This window comes from Croceicoccus sp., assembly GCF_983967925.1.
Window position 1 is genome coordinate 63503 of record NZ_CFETID010000013.1, and the last position, 18893, is coordinate 82395.

The window sequence follows — 18893 nt, forward strand, 5'->3', positions numbered from 1 at the left end:
GCGGGATCTATGCGCATCAGCTATATTGCTTGGTCAGTTGCCGGATCTTCTCGTCGAAGCGTTCGGGCGCGAAATTCTGCGCATGGCTGACGGCATCCGACGGATTGAAGTGGGGCAACCAACGCTCCATCTCCGCAATGCCCTGCGCGAGCGATTCCGGCGTCTGACGGTCGAAGAAGATGCCCGTGCGTTCGTGCACCACGCTGTCGAGAATGCCGCCGCGTCCGAAACCCAGCACGGGACGGCCCGAAGCCATCGCCTCGACCGGGACGATCCCGAAATCCTCTTCGGCAGTGAAGACCAGCGCCCGCGCGCGCGCGTAGGCGCGGCGCAGATCGTCGAAATTCAGCCGGTCGACGAACTTGATGTTGGGCTTGGCGATCTTCTTCAGCTGCTTTTCCATGCCGCCCACGCCGACCATCAGCAAAGGCTTGCCGCTGGCGTTGAAGGCTTCGACGGCGAGGTCGGGCCGCTTGTAGGGGACCATCTGGCCGACCCACAGATAATGATCGTCGATCTCGGTCGATGCGGTGAACAGGTTCGTTTCCACCGGCGGGTGCACCACGTCGGCCTCGCGCCGCCAGTTCTTCATGATGCGCTGGCGGATGAAGTTCGAATTGGCGACGAAATTATCGACCCGCGCGCTGGACGAGACGTCCCACTCGCGCAGCTTGTGATACAGCATCGGCATGGCCGCGCGGGCGATCGGGTTCGCCCCGTTGCGATACTGGTGATAGTGATCCCACAAATACCGCATCGGCGAGTGGCAATAGCACATGTGATGGCTGGTCGGATCGGTGATCACGCCCTTGGCCGGCCCGCTCTCCGACGAGATGATCAGGTCATAGCCGTTGAGATCGAACTGTTCGAGCGCCATCGGCATCAGCGGCAGGTAATACTGGTACCACCTGCGGCTCAGCGGCATCTTGTTAATGAAGCTGGTGGTGACCTTCGCCTCGTTGATGACATTCGACATCTTCGTCGGGTCATAGACATGGGTGAAGATATCGGCCTGCGGAAACAGGTGCATCAACCGTTCGAGCACTCGCTCCCCGCCGCGCATCGACACGAGCCAATAGTGGATGATCGCCACCCTCGGCTGCGAAAAGCGGGGCCGGGGCGCATCGTCGTCCATACGCAGGCTTACGGGCTGAAGCGCATTCACGCGTAATACTCCCGATATTCCTTGTAGTAGAAATTGGGATCGCGCTTGGAGAAAAGCCCGCGCTTGCGCAGGTCGACCTGCGTCAGCGCGATGCCCGCGCGCGAAACGCGGCCGCGGGGCAACTGGCGAAGCGCCGCCTGCACCGCGGGAACGGTCGTGCTGCGCCAGCGCGCCAGCATGATCGTCGTATCGGCATATTGCGCGATCGAACGGGTGGCCGCGATCGGCAGCACCGGCGGCAGATCGAGGATCACATATTTGAAGCCCTGGCGCAGCGCGGTCAGGAATTCCTCGAACTCGGGCCCGCTCATCAGCGATTCCGCGCGCTCGCTGGTGGAAACGATGGGCAGGATGGCCAGCCCTTCGCTGCCCTGGCGGATCGCTTCCGACAGGGTCGCCTTGCCCGACAGCACGTCAAGCAGACCCTGCGTCTCGTCCGACAGGTTCAGCAGGCGCGACACGCCGCGCTTCACATAGTCGCAATCGACCAGCAGCGTCGGATGCCCCTGCATTGCCAGCATCTGCGCAAGGCAGGTGGACGTCACCGTCTTGCCTTCCTTGGGCAGGGTCGAGGTGATCGCGATCACCTGCGGCGGCGTCTCGCATTGCTGTTCGACCGCGATCATCAGCGAACGGAACGCCTCGGTAAACGGAGAGCGCGGTTCTTCCAGAACGGCGCCCACGCCCGTCGCGCCCTTGCTGACCGATTGCAGCAGCGGGATGGAGGCGAGATAGTTCTGCCCCAGCTCCTGCTCGATCTGCTCGGGCGTCGAAATGCCCTTGCTGGTCGCATCGGCTATCATCGCGGCGAACACGCCCAGCCCGACGCCCAGCACCAGCGACAGCGCCATGTTGAGGATCGTGTTCGGCGCGCTTGGCTTGCTCGGAATTTCCGCCAGCGTGATGATCCGCGCATTGGGCCGCTCGGTGCCCTCGGCGGCGAGCAATTGCTTGTAGCTCGACAGATAGGTTTCATAGAGGCCCTGCGATGCCTCGGCCTTGCGCTCAAGCTCGCTCAGCCCGACCATCGCGGCATTCGACCGCGACAGCTTGGCCTGCGCCGCGCCCAGCGATCCGGTTAGCGAGGCAAGCCGCTGGTTGGCCACGTCACGCTCGGCCCGAAGGTTCGAGATGACGCGGTTGATCTCGGCTTGGATACGCTGGCGTACTTCCGCCAGCTCGCCGCGGGTACGTACGAGTTCGGGGTGGTTGGGACCATAGCGCGACGACAGGTTCGCAACCTGTCCGGCCAGCGTCGATTCCTGCGCACGCAGCGAACCGATGACGCCCGAACCCAGCGCCGCACCGACATCCTCGCCGCTCGACCCGCTGCGCAGCTGTGCGGTCGCGGTGTTGAGCCGCGCCTGCGCTTCCGATGCCTCGGCGCGGGCGCGCGTCACTTCCTGGTTATAGCTCGAGATTTCCTGCTCGGTCAGCGAACTGCCCGATGTCGACAGCAGGTCGTTGGCGATGCGATAGCTTTGCAGATCGGCGGTATCGGCCTGTGCCTGCGCGCGCAGCTCCTCCAGCCGCTCGCTAATGGTGCCCATCGCCTCGCCCGTGCGGGTCTGGGTCGCCAGCACGTTCCACAAGGTGAACTGGCGCGCAAACTCGTTGGCGATCTTCGCGGCCTCCTCCGGCGTGGGCGCGTCATAGGAAATCGACAGCGCATAGCTTTCGCCCGAACGCCCGGCGGCCACGTTGTCCTGCAGCGTATCGACGATCTGCCGCCGTTCCGGCGCATCCGCGCCTTCCAGCATCTCGAGCGCTTCGGCCACCCGGCTCGCCATTTCGCGCGAGGTGATGATCTCTACCTGCGTTTCGATAAACGCGGCCGACAGATCGGGTGCGGGGGTTCCGGTCTGCTGCGAACTGGTGTTCACCAGCTCCTCGTTCGATGTCTCGAGGCTGGTGACCGCGGTGGCCGTATAGGTCTTGTCCGCCAGCACCGAATAGAGCGCGCCCACCAGCATGCAGGCCGCGATCACGGCCGCGATCAGCCAGAAATGGCGCTGCAGGAAAGAGATCGACTTCGAGATGTCGACGCGGTCGGTATGGGCGGGAAGCTGATCGCCCACCTCGACAAGCGCCCGTCCCGGAACACCCGGCTGCATGATCTGCTGAGAGACGTTCATCGGCATGTCCATTCCACACTCTGGCACCGTAAGGGCCGGGACGCCGCGGCACGTGCCGTGGCTGAAAGGCGCGGCGTCGGTATCAAAGCGATACCGACAGGCCGACGCGGAAGCTGGCCCCTTCGTAAACGCGGGGTACGTCGCCCGACCCGGTCTGCTTGCGATAGCCGGCACCGGCCAGCAGCGTCAGTTGGTCGAGAAGGAGGTAGCGCATCGTCACTTCGCCGCCGAAGCGGTTCTCGCTGCGATCGATGCCCTGGTAATCCCAGTTGTCGTAGGTCACCTCGACACCCGTCAGCAGACGGCGGCCAAGGCTGCGCTGCGCCACGCCGCGCAGGCGCGTCTGCAAAACGGAGGGCACCTCGATCAGCGGCGAACGCTCGAACGTGCGGGCGCCTTCCAGGCCGAACAGCCAGCGCGGCGTCGGCGTCCAGCGGCCGGACACGCGGAAGTTGAACCCGTTGAAATCGTCCACCGTCGGATCTTCGAAGCTGCGGTGGGTATAGCCGATCGCCGCCTCGGCATCGATCAGGTCGGTCACCTCGCTGCGCACGCCGACAAGCGCGCCGAAACCGTCGGAATCGCGCGGGGCGTCCAGCGGATTGTCGCGGTAATCGGTGCGGTTGCCGTTCAGCTCGACAAAGGTGCGCAGCTTGCCCGACACCTCGTAATCGGCGCGGACAAAGCCGCCCAGCGTGTTTTCGTCGCGCCAGATATTGTCCAGCGGCTCGCCGTTCAGCGTTGAATCGTCATAGCTGACCTTCGACCAGTTGGCGCCCGCCCGCAGTTCCAGAATGCCGCCGGTGCGCTCAAGCCCGCCGCGAACCTCGAACAGGTCGAAGCTGATTGGCTCGTCCGTCAGGAACTGGTCGCCGAATGTACCGCGCGGTTCGATCCGGCTCGCATAGCGGACAAGGCCATTCGCCGAGGTGCGTTCGGCGAAATCCAGCCTGCCGCGCGCCTGCACGCCCCACTGGTCCGAATTCTCGCTGGTGGTGTCGAAATAGCGGCGCAGCAGCGCATCGGCCTCAAGCGCGATTTCATGGCGAGCCAGATCGGGCCGCACCATCACGCTGGGACGAAAGATCGCCACCGTGTCTTCGATCTCGAAACTCTCGGTGTTGTAAATATTGGTATCGTGCGCGAGATCGAACTCGATCTGCGGATACACGACCACACCATTGACCCGCACGCCCTCGGTCTCGGGGCGCAGCAGCAGGCTTTCGGGCGTATCGACGTCCAGCGGCTGTGCATGCGCGGCGCCCTGCACGGCCAGCGCCGCGGCAAAGGTCACCGAAACACGCATCGCAGGCCGACCCAGCAGGCCTAGCCCGGGTACGCCGCGGCGCAGGCCCCTGGACGCCTGGCGGGAAAGCTGGCGCGAGAATTTGCGCGACATCTGACGGGCGAATGCGCCCCCTCTATTCGTACGAATGATTTCTGACCCCCAAAAGTCGTAACTCTTTCGATCTCGGCTACTTGAATGCTTCGCCAAGGAAAGCTCCCCCACGGTCGCCCCAGCGGCGTCCGTGGCAGCCTTATGGACATTAACTGTGAATCTTCGGTTTCCTCCGAATCCAGCCAGTGCAGCGGCCACCTCCGGCTTACGGTCATGCCCGTTCACCGAACGTCACCCAGCCCGTCGAAACACGCAGCCGGAGCGCGTCCGGCACCTTGCCGCGCGGCCTCCATCAAGAGCTGCGCCTCTCCGCAGATGCACGGGTCGGACACATCGCCCAGACCGGAAAAAGCCCGCTTTTCGGCGCGTTTGCGGCATTCCGCGCGCATCGCCGGCGTCAGCGATCCGGCCAGCGCATCGATCGCATCCAGCGCACGCCGATCGGCCGCCGCGCCGCTGGACGGCACCCGGCGCCCACCACGGAAAGAGGGCTGACGCGAGGGATCGGCCATGCGCCGATCGCCGGCACCCGGCCGGGAATCGTCATGGTCGTGTCCGGAAAATGGTGTGAAACAGTCGAGCAATTCGCAATCCATATGACATCAATCTATCGTGCATGATCGCCCGAGCGTCGCTTTGGGGCAAACGCGCATAGGACTTACCCCTGCCTATCCGGTGGGGCGATACGGGGAGGCAAAAGGGGTTGTCTCCTATTGGTAATGGTTGAAAACGTTCGGGAACCCTAAAGTTCACCCATGCGAGCTTCTGCATGGGGAGTCGCGAAAGATCTGTTTCGACGGGAGAATGAAGAGATGGTCTTGCCTTGCGAGCTTCGACGGCCTGCCGAGCTTAAACGCGCCGATGCGCGTTCCAGCAGTCGCCCGGGCCTGCCGCCTTTCCGCGCAGCGCTGATATCCGGCGCGATGGCCGCCATGGCCCTTGCCCTTTCCGGTTGCGCCAGCACCGGCTATCCCTCCGCCAGCGTCGCAGAGGCCAATACCTCGGTCGATTCGGGCTATGCCGTGGCGGCGGGCGACAATATCAAGATCACCGTGTTCGACGAACCGTCGCTGACCGGCGAGTTTCAGGTCGACAGCTCCGGCGACCTCGCCATGCCGCTGATCGAGAAGGTGTCGGTGACCGGTAAGACCCCGAACGAGGTCGCGCAGGCGATCGGAACCGAACTCAAGTCGGGCGGCTATGTACTCGACCCCAAGGTTTCGGTCGAAGTGCTTGCGTATCGTCCGGTCTATGTACTGGGCGAAGTCGATCAGCCGGGTGAATATCCTTATTCTCCGGACCTCACGTTCTTTCAGGCTATTGCAAAGGCCGGCGGTTTTACGCCGCGCGCCAACAAGACGATGGTCGTGCTGCAGCGCGCGGCATGGTCGACGCCCCGTGCAATTAAGCTTACGGATGAACCACTTATGATCGCTCCGGGCGACACGGTTATCATCGAGGAATCGTTCCTTTAACTGTCCCAGATCGAGACATTAAAAATCCGTAAACTTTTGAAATTGCGTTTCGGCGCGGATTCCCATTTGTTGCGACTGCGAACGGATGATTCGACACCTCCTGGGGGGGATTGGTGGCGAAGTACCTCATCCGAAAGTGTCGAACTGGCCGATCTACCGGCCATGATGTGGGGGTTCCATAATGACCGATCTTGTTTCTCTTGTTTGCCGTAATCCGCTTCAACGTGAAGGGCTCGCCCGGATCCTGTCGGCGTCGGATTTCGACGTTCTTTCGTCCGCTGCCGACGTGCGCGACATCGACTGGGCGGCCACCGACGGCAATGCGCTGGCGGTGATCGACACCGATATGACGACCGACGCGGTCGGCGCCGTCCAGTCCATCCTAGCCCAGAACCCCACGCTGAAGTGCGTGCTTCTGGTCGACATGCTGGACATGCGGGTGATGCTCGACGCATTCCGCGCCGGTGCGCATGCCTATCTGGTGAAGGACATGGATTATGTCCCGCTCGTCACCACGCTCAAGCTGGCGGCGCAGGGCCAGAAGATCGTGCCGCCGAACGTGATCGACGCGCTCGAGGGTCAGGCGATCAGCTTCTCCGACCCGGCCGGTGCCGAAAAGGCGCTGGACTCGGCCAATCTCTCGCAGCGTGAAACCGACGTTCTGTGCTGCCTGATGGCGGGCCATTCGAACAAGGTGATCGCCCGCTCGCTGGATGTCAGCGAAGCGACGGTCAAGGTTCACGTGAAGGCGATCCTGCGCAAGCTCAAGGTCGGCAACCGTACGCAGGCCGCCATCTGGGCCACGAACAAAAGCGTGGGTGCCCATTCGTCCATGGGGGCGCAGCTGCTGGCGATGTAAGCCGGGCTGGCGTTCAAAAAGGAAGGGCGGCGCGGTCGGGGGGATCGCGGCGCCCTTTTCCTTGGAGCGTCTGGTCTTTTGAGCGTCAGCTCTTTTGAGCGTCGGGCGGAGCGCCGCGCCTAGTTCGCGGCCAGCCGGGACCGGTCGCGCATCATATGGCGCAGGGCCGCCTCGTCCTCAGGCAGGCACTGGTCCGCCGATGGCCGGGTCACGGTGCGGCAATCCCACAAGGCGCGGTCCAGCCCCGAATTGCCGTCACGCGTATAGAGAAACGCGGGCCGCCCCCCTGGCGTGCGCCCCATGGGATAGCCGACCACCTGGCAATCCGCGCGCCCGTCGCATTCATCCAGCGCCGTCATCGCCCAGCGCCCCGGCGCCTGCTTCATGTCCAGACCCAGCACGATCCGCTGTCCTGCCACCGGCAGACCGGCTTTCGCCTCTACCGCTTGCGAGCCTGCCGCCACCATTTCGGCGAAACTGGCCGGTTCGGGGCCAAGGGGCAGGCTGTCATCGCCCTCACCATGATGGCCCAGCCATGCGAGCTTCGCGATCCGCGGCTCGTCGCGCTTGCCTTGGTCGCGGAAGACGCGTCGGCTGCCAAAGCCGCCGGGCCAGCGATAGAAGATATGCGGGCCCACCTGCGCGATCTTCTGCAGCTTTGGGCTCCAGTACGGCACGACATAGGACGCGTGATAATGGGTCGCGGTGCCGACCGACTTGTCGATCGCGCCGCCCAATGCCTCCTGCGCCACCTGCTGCGCATCGCGCCACTGCCGGTCGCTGGGCCGCCTGCGCAGCGCGCCGTCGCAGGTAAAGGTGAACTGGCAACCGGTCTGGCGCTCGGCCCCCTCGAAGACGACTTCGCACACGCTCTTGGGATAGGCCGGATGACGCACGCGATTGAGCACGACCTGCGCCACTGCGCGCTGCCCCTCACGGTCCGCACCGGCCTCGTAGAACGCGGCGGCGGCCAGGCAATCGGCGGCACGGTCGCGGTCTTCCAGACCCGCGCCAAAGCGGAAGGCGGCAGGCATTTCAGGCTTGCCGTCGAAAGGCCGCTCTTCGTTGATAAGCGAAGCGCTTTCCTCGTCGATTTCCATCAGCTGCAGCGCCGCCGTCTCTTCGGCAGCCTTTTGCACCGGCGGCAATCCGGCAGCGACGGGCGCGGCCGTGGCTACCGACACGCTGGTCGATGGCGCGGAATCGCCACCCGCCAGCGCCCAGACCGTCAGCGCTGCGCCCGCCAGCAGCAGCGGCGCGCCAATACCGATGATCGTCGCGCTGCGCAGCACCACACCGGGGCGCGCTGCCCCAACCGGCTCTCCCGCGTCATCTGGCGCAGCATATGCCTCGCAGGCAGCAGCCGCCCGCGCGGGACTCGGATGGAGATCCTCTGACATGGCCGGGACCCTGCCCCATGCCGGCCCTGCCCGAAAGGTCGAATGCGGACTACCCATGGGGAATAGGAGCCGTTAATGCTGTGGTCTAAACCCACAGCAAAACTCGCTAGAACCCGGTCGCTCGCTTGAAAGTCGAAACTATTGAAAGCAAACGGCTCTGACCATGCGCATCACCTGCGATCATTGCGAGAAAAACTACAGCGTCCCCAGCCAGCTTTTCATTGGCGAGGGGCGCGACATGCGTTGCGGCGAATGCGGATCGCGCTGGTGGCAGCCGGGCGAAGGGCGCTCCGAGATCACGGCCCAGACGCAGAGGCGCACGCTGGTCGTGTCCGGCAATGGCCGCTACCGCGAAGAGCATCACCGCTTCACCTCGTTCTTCGACGGCATTTCCAGCCGCTTTGCCGGCGGCCCGCAGGATCCCGTGGGCCTGTCTTCCCAGCGGTTTGAGAGGCTGAAACACTCGCGGGGGCAAAGGCGCTACCGCGAGACGAACGCCATCGTAGAGGCAGAGTTCAAGGAAATCCGCGACTTTTCCCATCTGCGCGATTGGTGCCGCCTGTGGCTGCCGCGCATCGGGGTGATCTCGCTGTTTATGGCGGCCATGCTCATCTTCATCCTCGCTTCCTGAGGGCCCTCTGCGCCCTAGCGACTTGAACTGCCGCGCCTTTCGCCCCAAATCGATAGGCCAACGGCCTGCACTTCGCGGGTCCTGCGAAGGCAATACGCCCATGATCCAGTTCCCGCTGCGCCCCGCCGCGCTTCTTCCTGCCCTGCTCGCGGCATCGCTGACGGCAGGCTGCGCCCCGTCGCTGCAACCGATCGAAGTGACGCGCTTTCACGCGCCCGAACTCGCGCCGCAGGGTCCGTATGGCTCGATTGCGGTCGAACCCGCGCCGGGGACGGAGGACTCGCTGGCGCTTGCCCCCTATCGCGACGCGGTCATGGCCGAACTGGCGCAGATCGGCTTCACCCCCGCCGCCGCAGGCCAGGGCGAGCGGGTTGCCGAAATCCGCCTCGACCGCAGCACGTGGCAGCCCGGCCGCGACGGCAGCCCCGTCAGCGTCGGCGTCGGCGGATCGACGGGCAGCTATGGATCGGGCGTCGGCGTCGGGCTGGGCATCGACCTTTCCGGTCCCCCGCCCGAACAGGTTTCCACGCAGGTCTCGGTCGTGATCCGCGACCGGTCGAGCGGTCAGTCGGTATGGGAAGGCCGCGCCGAACAGGTGATCCCGACCAACCAGGACCTGGCCCAGCCTGCCGCTTCGGCGCGCAAGCTGGCGCAGGCGCTGTTCGTGGACTTTCCGGGCGAGAACGGCGAAACCTACGACGTAAAGCAGAAGTAACCGCTCGCCGACCGCCCATATTGCGCATAAGGATCGTTTCGTGCCGCCTATCGCCGTCCATGCCGCCTTCGACAGCGGCAATATCGAAGTACGCCGCATCGCCGGGGCCGAAGCATGGCTGGAATTGCGCGCCGATCCGGGGAACGCCTTCAAGCAATGGTTCCATTTCGGCGTCACCGGCGCAGCGGGGCGCGAGCTGGTGCTGCGTATCAGCGATCTCAACAATTCGGCCTATCCCGCGGGCTGGCCCGACTATAACGCCTGCGTCAGCGAGGACCGGCTGAGCTGGAACCGCGCGCCCAGCAGCTTCGACCAGAACGAGGATGGCGGCACGCTGACCATCCGCTTCACGCCCAGGGGCGATCTGGCATGGTTCGCCTATTTCGCGCCTTTTTCGCTCGAACGGCACATGGAACTGGTGGCACGCAGCGCTCTGGCCGAGGGCGTGGATCACCGCGTGCTGGGCTGGTCGCTCGACGGGCGGCCGATCGACTGCCTCGAAATGGGCGAAGGCGACAAGCATGTCTGGCTGATCGCGCGCCAGCATCCGGGCGAAAGCATGGCCGAATGGTGGATGGAAGGCGCGCTCGACCGGCTCACCGATCGCAGCGACCCGGTCGCACGGTCTCTCCGCCAGAAAGCGCGGTTCCACATCGTGCCCAATTGCAATCCCGACGGATCGTTTCGCGGCCATTTGCGCACCAATGGGGCGGGCGCCAACCTCAACCGCGAATGGAACGAGCCTACCGCCGAGAATTCGCCCGAGGTGCTCGCCATCCGCAATGCGATGGACGAAACCGGCGTGCATTTCGCGATGGACGTCCATGGCGACGAAGCCATTCCGCATGTCTTTCTGGCCGGGTTCGAAGGCATGGCCGGATTGCAGGACCACCAGAAGCCGGGCTTCGACCGCTATGGCGCGCTGCTCGCCGCCCAGACGCCCGATTTCCAGACCCTTCACGGCTATCCGGTTACGCCCGCCGGGCGCGGCAATCCGGCGATGGCGACGAACCAGCTTGCCTCGCGATATGGCTGCGTTTCGATGACGCTGGAAATGCCGTTCAAGGATCACGACGACATGGCCGACCCCGTGCAAGGATGGAGCGCGGAACGATCCATGCAGCTGGGGCGCAGCTGCCTTGGCGCGCTGCATCTGTGGCTGGCCGAAGGTTAAGCACGCATTTACCTTTTGGTAGGGTTTGGCGGTGCATGATGTCTGCATGGCCCAACGAATCGCCCGCGCCGTCACCTTGCAGCCCGCCTTCGATACGGCGGCGGCCATGGCCGGCATTGCGCGTTTCGCCATCGTCGCGGGCAGCGCCGCCGCGCTGATCCTCGCCGGGCCCTATTTTCCCTTCTGAACCGGTTACGCACGCCGCGGCCTGCTGACGCTCTTTGCGGATGCGCCGGGTTGGGCTAGTCCCACCGGCGATGACCGGACTCGCCACCATGTCGCCGCTGGAGCTTGCCAGCCGTTTGATCGCCTGCCCCAGCGTGACACCCGCCACCGGCGCGGTGTTCGACGCGCTTGAGGGCATGCTCCGCCCCCTCGGCTTCAACGTGCTGCGCACGCTCGACGGCGATGCGCCCGATGGTCCGGTCGAGAACCTGCTGGCCGTACGCCCCGGCCCGTCGGGCAGCCGCCATTTCGCGTTTGCAGGCCATCTCGACGTCGTTCCCCCCGGCAATGGCTGGTCGAGCGATGCGTTCACCCCCGAAGTGCGCGGCGAGCTGCTCTATGGCCGCGGCGCGGTCGATATGAAGAGCCAGATCGCCGCCATGGTCGCCGCCGCCGCCCGCATCGCGGCCGACGAAGGCACCATCAGCTTCATCATCACCGGCGACGAGGAAGGCCCCGCCCGCTTTGGAACGCTGGCGCTGATGGAGCATATGGCCGCGCGCGACATCGTGCCCGACCTGTGCCTCGTCGGCGAACCGACCAGCGTGAAGCGGCTGGGCGACATGATGAAGATCGGCCGGCGCGGCAGCGTGAACATCTGGCTGGAGATGCATGGCAACGAAGGCCACGTCGCCTATCCGCATCTCGCCGACAATCCGATCCCGCGCTTAGTCAGCATGCTGGCCGAACTCGACGCGCTGCAGCTGGACGAGGGGACGGACTGGTTCCAGCCCTCGAACCTCGAGATCACCGATCTGGAGGTTGGCAATCCCGCAACCAATGTCATTCCCGCGGTGGCGAGGGCACGCCTGTCGATCCGCTTCAACGATCTGCACACCGGCGCGCAGCTGTCCGCCCGCGTGACCGAGATCGCCCGGCGGCACGGCGGCATCGCCCGCCCCGTCATCAGCGGCGAACCCTTCCTGACCGAGCCGGGCGATTTCAGTACGCTGCTGGCCGACGCGATCCGCGCCGAAACGGGCATGGAGCCCGAATTGTCGACCGGCGGCGGCACCTCCGACGCGCGTTTCCTCAAGAACATCTGCCCGGTGATCGAATTCGGCCCCTGCAACGCCACCATGCACAAGAGGGACGAGGCGATTGCGCTGGCCGATCTCGACGCGCTGGTCGGCATATACGAACGCACGGCGCGCGCGGCGCTGGCGCTTTAGGGGTCGGTTTTCAGCGCGTCGAGATAGATGCGCACCGCGTCCTGCACATGGCGAAAGCGGTCGCCGCCCAGATGCTTGCCGCCATACCAGCGGGTCACGACGACGAGGTGATCGTTCAGCCCCTCGCGCTCCAGCATGCGCAGGATCACCATGCCCGCTCCGCTCTCGCCGTCGTCATTCTTGATCGGGCCGCCATCGCCCCCGTCGGCGCTGCAGATCAGGCCCCAGCTGTTATGCGTGGCATTGGCGAAACGCTTGCCTCGCTTCAGCTCTGCCAGCAGCTCCGCCGCCTCGGCCGCCGAAGCACAGGGCGCGCCCGACACCGCATATTTCGACCCGCGGTCCGAGATGATCTTGTCGATGATCCGCATCCGCCGCGCCCTAGACCCCCACGCAGTTCCGCGCAAACCCCGGCCCCCCCTTGCGGGCGGAACGGCAGACGGGCACTAACACCGGTCTGACCGCCGTTTTCCGGCTTCCGCTTTCGCAAGGGATCTCTCAGCCTCCATGCTTTCCACCTGGTTCCGTATCCCCTTGTGGCAGCGGGTCATCGCTGCGCTCGTCCTCGGCGTCATTGTCGGTCTGGCCTGGGGGCCAGAGGCGGAGAGCATCAAGATCATCGGCGATGTCTTCATCGCCTCGATCAAGATGCTGGTCGTGCCGCTGATCTTCTTCAGCCTCGTGTCAGGGGTGGCTGCCATCGGCGATCTGCGAAAGCTGGGCGCGGTCGGCGGACGGGCGTTGATCCTGTTCGTCGTCACCGGCCAGATCGCGGTCTGGTTGGGGCTGGCCATGGGCACCCTGTTGAAACCCGGCGAAGGGCTTGACCAGTCGCGCATCGAAATGGGCACCGTGCCCGAAGCCGCGACGCAAAGCTGGCGTGAGATGATCCTGTCGATCGTCCCGCAAAGCCCCGTGCAGGTGATGGCCGACGTCAACGTGCTGCCTCTGATCGTGTTCGCATTGCTGATCGGCATCGGCATCTTGATGGCGGGCGAGGAAGGCCATCCGCTGCCAAGGATCTTCGATGCGGGATCGGTGGTCATGCAAAAGGTCACGATGATCGTGATGGAGCTGACCCCCTTCGGCGTCTTTGCGCTGATGGCATGGGTCGCGGGCAGCTTTGGCGTCGACGCGCTGCTCTCGCTCGCCAAGCTGGTGGGGCTTAATTACCTCGGCTGCCTGATCATCATTTTCGGCATCTATTCGCTGATGATCAAATTCCTGGCCAAACTGCCGGTGCGCGATTTCTTTCGCGGTATCATCGACGCGATGGCGGTGTCCTATTCGACCGCCAGTTCCAATGCGACCCTGCCCGTCACGCTGCGCTGCGCAGAGCGCAATCTGGGCGTGTCCAACTCCGTCGCCAGCTTCGTGATCGCGCTGGGCGCGACGATCAACATGAACGGCACCGCGATGTATCTGGGGCTCGCCACTCTGTTCGGCGCGCAGATCTTCGGCGTCGATCTGTCGTGGGCCGATTACTTCATGATCTCGATCACTGCGACGCTGGGCGCGGTCGGCGCGGCGGGCATTCCCGGCGCGGGGCTGATCATGATGACGCTGGTGTTCTCAAGCGTCGGCGTCCCGCTGGAGACCATCGCCTTCGTGGCGGGCGTGGACCGGATCATGGACATGATGCGCACCACCACCAACGTGTCGGGTGACGCCGCCGTGGCAACCACCGTGGCGGTGATGACGGGCGAGATCGACCGCGCCGAGATGATCAGCGCCGACGACGTTTGAGCGTTGACGACAGGAGGATAATTTGGACGAGCTTGTTCTGGTCGCGGTGGTCATGGCGACGCCCGTATTTCTACTGGCAGAGCTTCGCCGGATGCTATCGAGCTTCCTGATCAACCGTTCCATCCAGAAGGCGCTGGAAACCGCCCCGGACCAGATCCCCCTGCTGACCGAGCGGCTCGATCGAAACAGGCCGCCAGCCATTTCGGTGACCGGTCTGGGTGCGGCCGTGATCGGCGGCGCCTATTCCGCCAGCCTCCCCTTTGTCGAGGGAGGAGTGGAACCGACGACACTGGGAGTCGGAATCGGCGTCACCTTGTTCGGGATCGTGCTTTCGGCCACGCGCTGGATCGAAGCGCGCAGGGTCAGGACCGAGGACGACGCGGCCGGTTCGAAAGCATGACAGGCCTGCAGGCGCGCAAGGCTGCCGCTGCGGTGAGGACCGAACGAAAGGCTGGAGCGGGTAAGGGGAATCGAACCCCTCTAGCTAGCTTGGAAGGCTAGAGCATTACCACTATGCTATACCCGCTCGGCTCCGGCCTGTGGGCGACGCGCTGCTTGCCATCATGCAGGGGCATTCGTCAATTGCCGATCGCATCAATCTTGTGACGCCAGCACGAAAAAAGGGGGCCGCGCGGCAGATGCCGGCGGCCCCCTTTTCGCTTTGCGTGCCCGAAGCCTTAGTGCTTCATGTTCCGCCACACGTTGCGATAGGCAAGGAAGCCCAGCACGGTCGCGAAGATCAGGAACAGCACCACCGGGAAGCCCGTCTGGTGACGCTTCTGCAGCGTCGGCTCACCCGTCCAGACCAGGAAGGCCGAAACGTCCCGCGCCATCTGGTCGACGGTCGCCTCGGTACCGTCGGCATAGGTCACCTGCCCGTCACCCGCGAGCGGCGGGGCCATCGCAAGGTTGAGGTTCGGGAAATAGGGATTGAAGTGCAGGCCCGGCGGAGTCGAAAAGTCCGGGAATTCCTCCATCAGCGACTTGCCGTCATGCGTGTAGGTCGACGGGTCCGCATAGCCGGTCAGCAGCGAATAGACATAGTTGCCGCCGTCGTGACGCGCCTTGGTGATCAGCGACAGATCGGGCGGCACAGCATTGTTGTTCGCCGCCGCGGCCGCGACATTGTTCGGATAGACCATCGGGAAGCTGTCGGTCGGCAGCGCCGGACGCATGGCCGGCTCGCCCGTGTTCGGATCGATGCCCGGAACCTGCCAGCTGGCAGCCTCGGCCTTCACTTCCGCTTCGCTATAGCCAAGCTCGGCCAGGTTGCGGAACGCGATGTGGCGCAGCGAGTGGCAGGCCGAACACACTTCCTTGTACACCTGATAGCCGCGCTGGACCTGCTGGAAATCGAAGGTGCCGGTCCAGCCCGCGCTCTGCAGATGGGCGTCGCGCGGGTGCAGGTGGAATTCGTGCTCTGCGGTCGGCGCCGCATCGTCGGTCGCCGCGGTATAGGCGCCGACGATGAACGAATAGGCCAGTACGACGACAAAGGCCAAACCGACGAAAATTGAAATAAGGCGTGCCATTTTCTACGCGTCTTTCTCTTGTCTCGTCAGTCTCAGGCCGTGGCCGGACGGCCCGCGGGGGCATCGTTGGTGGTACCCAGCGGAACCGCGTCATGTCCGCCGGTCTTGTCGCCCAGCACCGCCTCGGTGATCGAACCGGGCAGCGGCTTCGGCGTTTCGAAGCTCGACACCAGCGGCAGCACGATGAGGAAGTGGGCAAAGTAATACAGCGCCGCGATCTGGCTCAGCATCACATAGGGTTCCTCGGCAGGCGCGCCGCCGCAATAGAACAGCACCGCCATCGTCGGGATGAGGCCGAACCAGAAGAACTTGCGGAACAGCGGGCGATAGAGACCCGAACGCACCGGCGAGCGATCCAGCCACGGCAGGAAGAACCAGACGAGGATGGCGGCGAACATCGCGATCACGCCCATCAGCTTGGCCGGCATGAACAGGAAGTCCTGGGTGAAGGCGCGCAGGATCGCGTAGAACGGCCAGAAGTACCATTCGGGCACGATATGCGCCGGCGTCGAAAGCGGGTTGGCCGGGATATAGTTGTCCGGGTGACCCAGCGCGTTCGGCATGAAGAACACGAACAGCGTATAGAGCACCAGGAACACGCCCAGGCCGAAACCGTCCTTCGCGGTGTAATAGGGGTGGAACGGCACCGTGTCCGATTCCTGCTTCACTTCCACGCCCGTCGGGTTCGACGAACCGGGAATATGCAGCGCCCAGATATGCAGGATCACGACGCCCGCGATCACGAAGGGCAGCATGAAGTGCAGCGAGAAGAAGCGGTTCAGCGCGGCATTGTCGGGCGCGAAACCGCCCAGCAGCCAGATCTGCAGCGGCTCACCCACCAGCGGGATCGCGCCGAACAGGCCGGTAATCACCTTCGCGCCCCAGAAGCTCATCTGCCCCCAGGGAAGCACATAACCCATGAAGGCGGTCGCCATCATGAGGAGGAAGATGACCACGCCCAGCAGCCAGATCATCTCGCGCGGGGCCTTGTACGAGCTGAAGAACAGCCCGCGGAAAATATGGATATACACCACGACGAAGAAGAAGCTGGCGCCGTTGGCATGCGCATAGCGCAGCATCCAGCCCCAGTTGACGTTGCGCATGATGTGTTCGGTCGAATCGAAGGCGACCAGCGCGTTCGGCGCATAGTGCATCGCCAGGATCACGCCGGTGACGATCTGCAGCATCAGGCAGAAGCCTGCCAGCACGCCGAAGTTCCAGAAATAGTTGAGGTTGCGCGGCACGGGATAGCCGGCACCGACAGCGTTATAGACGAGGCGCGGAAGCGGCAGTTTCTCGTCCAGCCACTTCATGACCGGCAGCTTCGGCTCGTAATGCTTTGCCCAGGGGAAGCTCATCGTACTCTATCCTCAGCCCAGAACCACGGTGGTGTCGGAAGTGAACTCGTACTCCGGCACTTCCAGATTGGACGGCGCAGGCCCTTTGCGGATGCGGCCGGCAGTGTCGTAGTGCGAACCGTGGCAGGGGCAGAAATAACCGCCGAACTCGCCCTTGTTCTCACCTTCGGCAGCGCCGAGAGGCACGCAACCCAGATGGGTGCACACGCCCATGGTGATCAGCCAGTTGACGTGATCGACCGCCGTGCGCTCTTCCAGGGTCTGCGGGTCGCGCAATGCTGATAGCGGAACCGAATCCGCTTCGGCAATTTCCCGTTCGGTCAGGTTGCGAACGAATACCGGCTGCTTGCGGAAAACGGCCTTGATCGCCTGGCCCGGCTGGATGGCCGAAAGATCGATCTCGGTCGTGGATTCGGCCAGCACGTCTTTCGACGGCGCCATCTGGCTGATCAGCGGATAGAGCACCGCCAGACCGCCCACGCCAGCCGCGCTGACGGCCGCAATCTCGATAAAGTCGCGGCGGCGGACCCCGGTCTCGCCTTCGCTGGTACCCTCGACGGTCCCTGTGGTGTCGATGGTCGCGTCTGCCATGCCAAATCCCTGAACTGACTGCGCGGAGGCACGCGACATGCGCCCACCGCTTCGCTACGAATGTTCCAAGTCCCGGGAAGGGCCGATAGCGTGAAGCATGCGTCCCGTCCATTCGCCGCCCGTGTCCGTGAGATTCACGAAACCCAAGGCGGCGGCAAGCCTTGTTCCGGGGACCCCATAGACACGAAGCTGCAAATTTCCAACAGCGATTTTGACCTATGATCGCGCAGGGGTCAGTCCCGCCCCCGTCGGCCAAGCGTGCGAGGCGAGCGCCAGAACCTTGAACAGCGCCCCCATCGCCTGCGGCGACACCAGCCGGTCGAGCGCCTGTGCGACCTCGCCAGCCGACTGCGGATTGGTGCGCGCCAGTACCGATGCGCGCTGCGCGATGCCCAGCGACAACAGGAATTCGCCCTGCTCCGCCATGCCGTCGACGCGGCATCCCGCAGAAGCCGCGGTTTCGGCCAGCGCCGCGAAATCGACATGGGCGGTCAGGTCGGCCATGCCCGGATCGGCGAAGGGATCGACCTTCTCATGCGCGCGCACCGCCTGCAGGCTCGACCCCTCGAAACTGGCAAGATGGCCGTAATCGATGGCCAGCATCGCCCCGCCCTGCCGCGCGATCCGCCCTGCCAACTCGTGCATGATCGCATTGGCGGCAGGGCACACCTCGATGATCGTGTCTTCGGGAGCGTCCGCCCGCGCCTGGGGAACGGCCGAATCCATCGGGCGGTCGCCCGGAACGGGCACAAAACGCTGCGCTTGCTTTTCCCCCGTGGCGCTATCGCCCGCCAGCGCCACCACGATTTCGCGCCAGCCCTGCGCGCTGCGCACCAACTGCCGGATCGGCAGCGCGTCGAAGAATTCATTCGCCACGATCAGCAGGGGGCGGTCATCGGGCAGGCTGGCCGCGCTGTCGTGGAACACTGGCGCGCGATCGGCCAGCAGGCGGGCCTGCGCCTCTCGCAGCGCGGGCGAGCCTTCGACGAGATGCACCTCGGCCTGCACACCCGTGCGCGTCAGCACCCTCAGCGCATCACGCGCCAGCGTACCGCGTCCCGGTCCCAGCTCGACATAACAGGCGCTCCGCACCCCCGCCCGCACCGCGATATCGGCCAGCCAGCCGCCCAGCATCTCGCCGAACATCTGGCTGATCTCGGGCGCGGTGATGAAATCGCCCGCCACGCCAAGCGGATCGCGATGCGCGTAATAATGCGCATTCGCCTCGGCCATGTATTGCGCCAGCGGGATCGGCCCCAGATTCGCGATCGTGCGCGCAAGGCGCCCGGCCAGACTGGATTGCTCTCCGCTCACCC

General features: G+C 64.6%; 19 protein-coding genes and 1 tRNA gene. 9 read left to right on the top strand and 11 right to left on the bottom strand.

Annotation, left to right across the window (positions count from 1 at the left end; genetic code table 11):
• Window positions 1–16 precede the first annotated feature (16 nt).
• The 4 genes from AC4FIJ_RS09255 to AC4FIJ_RS09270 all read right to left on the bottom strand — a co-directional run bounded on the left by AC4FIJ_RS09255 (window position 17) and on the right by AC4FIJ_RS09270 (window position 5211).
• On the bottom strand, window positions 17–1135 hold the full coding sequence (locus AC4FIJ_RS09255) for a glycosyltransferase (protein ID WP_490336459.1): 1119 nt from the start codon (window positions 1133–1135) through the stop codon (window positions 17–19).
• A gap of 26 nt (window positions 1136–1161) precedes the next feature.
• The gene (locus tag AC4FIJ_RS09260) at window positions 1162–3300 is read right to left on the bottom strand and encodes a GumC family protein (RefSeq protein WP_490336428.1); all 2139 of its coding nucleotides are present in this window, start codon (window positions 3298–3300) and stop codon (window positions 1162–1164) included.
• 82 nt (window positions 3301–3382) lie between these two features.
• Window positions 3383–4606, bottom strand: coding sequence for an outer membrane beta-barrel protein (locus tag AC4FIJ_RS09265; RefSeq protein ID WP_490336429.1), 1224 nt, complete (start codon window positions 4604–4606; stop codon window positions 3383–3385).
• Between the two features lie 314 nt (window positions 4607–4920).
• A complete protein-coding gene (locus AC4FIJ_RS09270; RefSeq protein ID WP_490336430.1) occupies window positions 4921–5211 on the bottom strand; it encodes a hypothetical protein in 291 nt (96 codons plus the stop codon).
• A gap of 411 nt (window positions 5212–5622) precedes the next feature.
• Here AC4FIJ_RS09270 and AC4FIJ_RS09275 point away from each other — a divergent pair, with 411 nt between their 5' ends.
• Complete coding sequence (locus tag AC4FIJ_RS09275) at window positions 5623–6174, top strand: polysaccharide biosynthesis/export family protein (RefSeq protein WP_490336431.1); 552 nt, start codon at window positions 5623–5625, stop codon at window positions 6172–6174.
• 181 nt (window positions 6175–6355) lie between these two features.
• Complete coding sequence (locus AC4FIJ_RS09280; RefSeq protein ID WP_490336432.1) at window positions 6356–7033, top strand: LuxR C-terminal-related transcriptional regulator; 678 nt, start codon at window positions 6356–6358, stop codon at window positions 7031–7033.
• 119 nt (window positions 7034–7152) lie between these two features.
• Here the strand turns inward: AC4FIJ_RS09280 and AC4FIJ_RS09285 are convergent, their stop codons facing one another.
• On the bottom strand, window positions 7153–8433 hold the full coding sequence (locus AC4FIJ_RS09285) for a cell wall hydrolase (protein WP_490336433.1): 1281 nt from the start codon (window positions 8431–8433) through the stop codon (window positions 7153–7155).
• A gap of 163 nt (window positions 8434–8596) precedes the next feature.
• On the opposite strand from AC4FIJ_RS09285, the gene AC4FIJ_RS09290 reads away from it, so the two are divergent.
• The 5 genes from AC4FIJ_RS09290 (at window position 8597) to dapE (ending at window position 12350) form a co-directional block, all read left to right on the top strand.
• Window positions 8597–9064, top strand: coding sequence for a zinc-ribbon domain-containing protein (locus AC4FIJ_RS09290; protein ID WP_490336434.1), 468 nt, complete (start codon window positions 8597–8599; stop codon window positions 9062–9064).
• Window positions 9065–9164: 100 nt separating this feature from the next.
• Window positions 9165–9779, top strand: a complete 615-nt coding sequence (locus AC4FIJ_RS09295; RefSeq protein ID WP_490336435.1) for a DUF4136 domain-containing protein — start codon at window positions 9165–9167, stop codon at window positions 9777–9779.
• Window positions 9780–9819: 40 nt separating this feature from the next.
• Complete coding sequence (locus AC4FIJ_RS09300) at window positions 9820–10953, top strand: M14 family metallopeptidase (protein ID WP_490336436.1); 1134 nt, start codon at window positions 9820–9822, stop codon at window positions 10951–10953.
• Window positions 10954–10999: 46 nt separating this feature from the next.
• Window positions 11000–11140, top strand: a complete 141-nt coding sequence (locus AC4FIJ_RS09305) for a hypothetical protein (RefSeq protein ID WP_490336437.1) — start codon at window positions 11000–11002, stop codon at window positions 11138–11140.
• Window positions 11141–11210: 70 nt separating this feature from the next.
• Entirely contained in the window at window positions 11211–12350 is a 1140-nt protein-coding gene (gene dapE / locus AC4FIJ_RS09310; RefSeq protein ID WP_490336438.1) for a succinyl-diaminopimelate desuccinylase, read from the top strand.
• Here dapE and AC4FIJ_RS09315 read toward each other — a convergent pair.
• Entirely contained in the window at window positions 12347–12721 is a 375-nt protein-coding gene (locus AC4FIJ_RS09315) for a YigZ family protein (RefSeq protein WP_490336439.1), read from the bottom strand. The genes dapE and AC4FIJ_RS09315 overlap by 4 nt on opposite strands.
• Before the next feature lie 136 nt (window positions 12722–12857).
• Here AC4FIJ_RS09315 and AC4FIJ_RS09320 point away from each other — a divergent pair, with 136 nt between their 5' ends.
• The gene (locus tag AC4FIJ_RS09320) at window positions 12858–14096 is read left to right on the top strand and encodes a dicarboxylate/amino acid:cation symporter (RefSeq protein ID WP_490336440.1); all 1239 of its coding nucleotides are present in this window, start codon (window positions 12858–12860) and stop codon (window positions 14094–14096) included.
• A gap of 22 nt (window positions 14097–14118) precedes the next feature.
• The gene (locus AC4FIJ_RS09325; protein WP_490336441.1) at window positions 14119–14496 is read left to right on the top strand and encodes a hypothetical protein; all 378 of its coding nucleotides are present in this window, start codon (window positions 14119–14121) and stop codon (window positions 14494–14496) included.
• A 52-nt stretch (window positions 14497–14548) separates the two neighbouring features.
• On the opposite strand, the gene AC4FIJ_RS09330 is transcribed toward AC4FIJ_RS09325, so the two are convergent.
• The 5 genes from AC4FIJ_RS09330 to AC4FIJ_RS09350 form a co-directional block, all read right to left on the bottom strand.
• Window positions 14549–14622 (bottom strand) — tRNA-Gly (locus AC4FIJ_RS09330).
• A gap of 151 nt (window positions 14623–14773) precedes the next feature.
• Entirely contained in the window at window positions 14774–15628 is an 855-nt protein-coding gene (locus tag AC4FIJ_RS09335) for a cytochrome c1 (RefSeq protein ID WP_490336442.1), read from the bottom strand.
• A gap of 32 nt (window positions 15629–15660) precedes the next feature.
• Entirely contained in the window at window positions 15661–16986 is a 1326-nt protein-coding gene (locus tag AC4FIJ_RS09340; protein WP_490336443.1) for a cytochrome b, read from the bottom strand.
• 12 nt (window positions 16987–16998) lie between these two features.
• Entirely contained in the window at window positions 16999–17577 is a 579-nt protein-coding gene (petA, locus tag AC4FIJ_RS09345; RefSeq protein ID WP_490336444.1) for a ubiquinol-cytochrome c reductase iron-sulfur subunit, read from the bottom strand.
• A gap of 216 nt (window positions 17578–17793) precedes the next feature.
• Window positions 17794–18891: a class I SAM-dependent methyltransferase gene (locus AC4FIJ_RS09350; RefSeq protein ID WP_490336445.1), complete on the bottom strand. Its 1098-nt coding sequence runs from the start codon at window positions 18889–18891 to the stop codon at window positions 17794–17796.
• Window positions 18892–18893 lie beyond the last annotated feature (2 nt).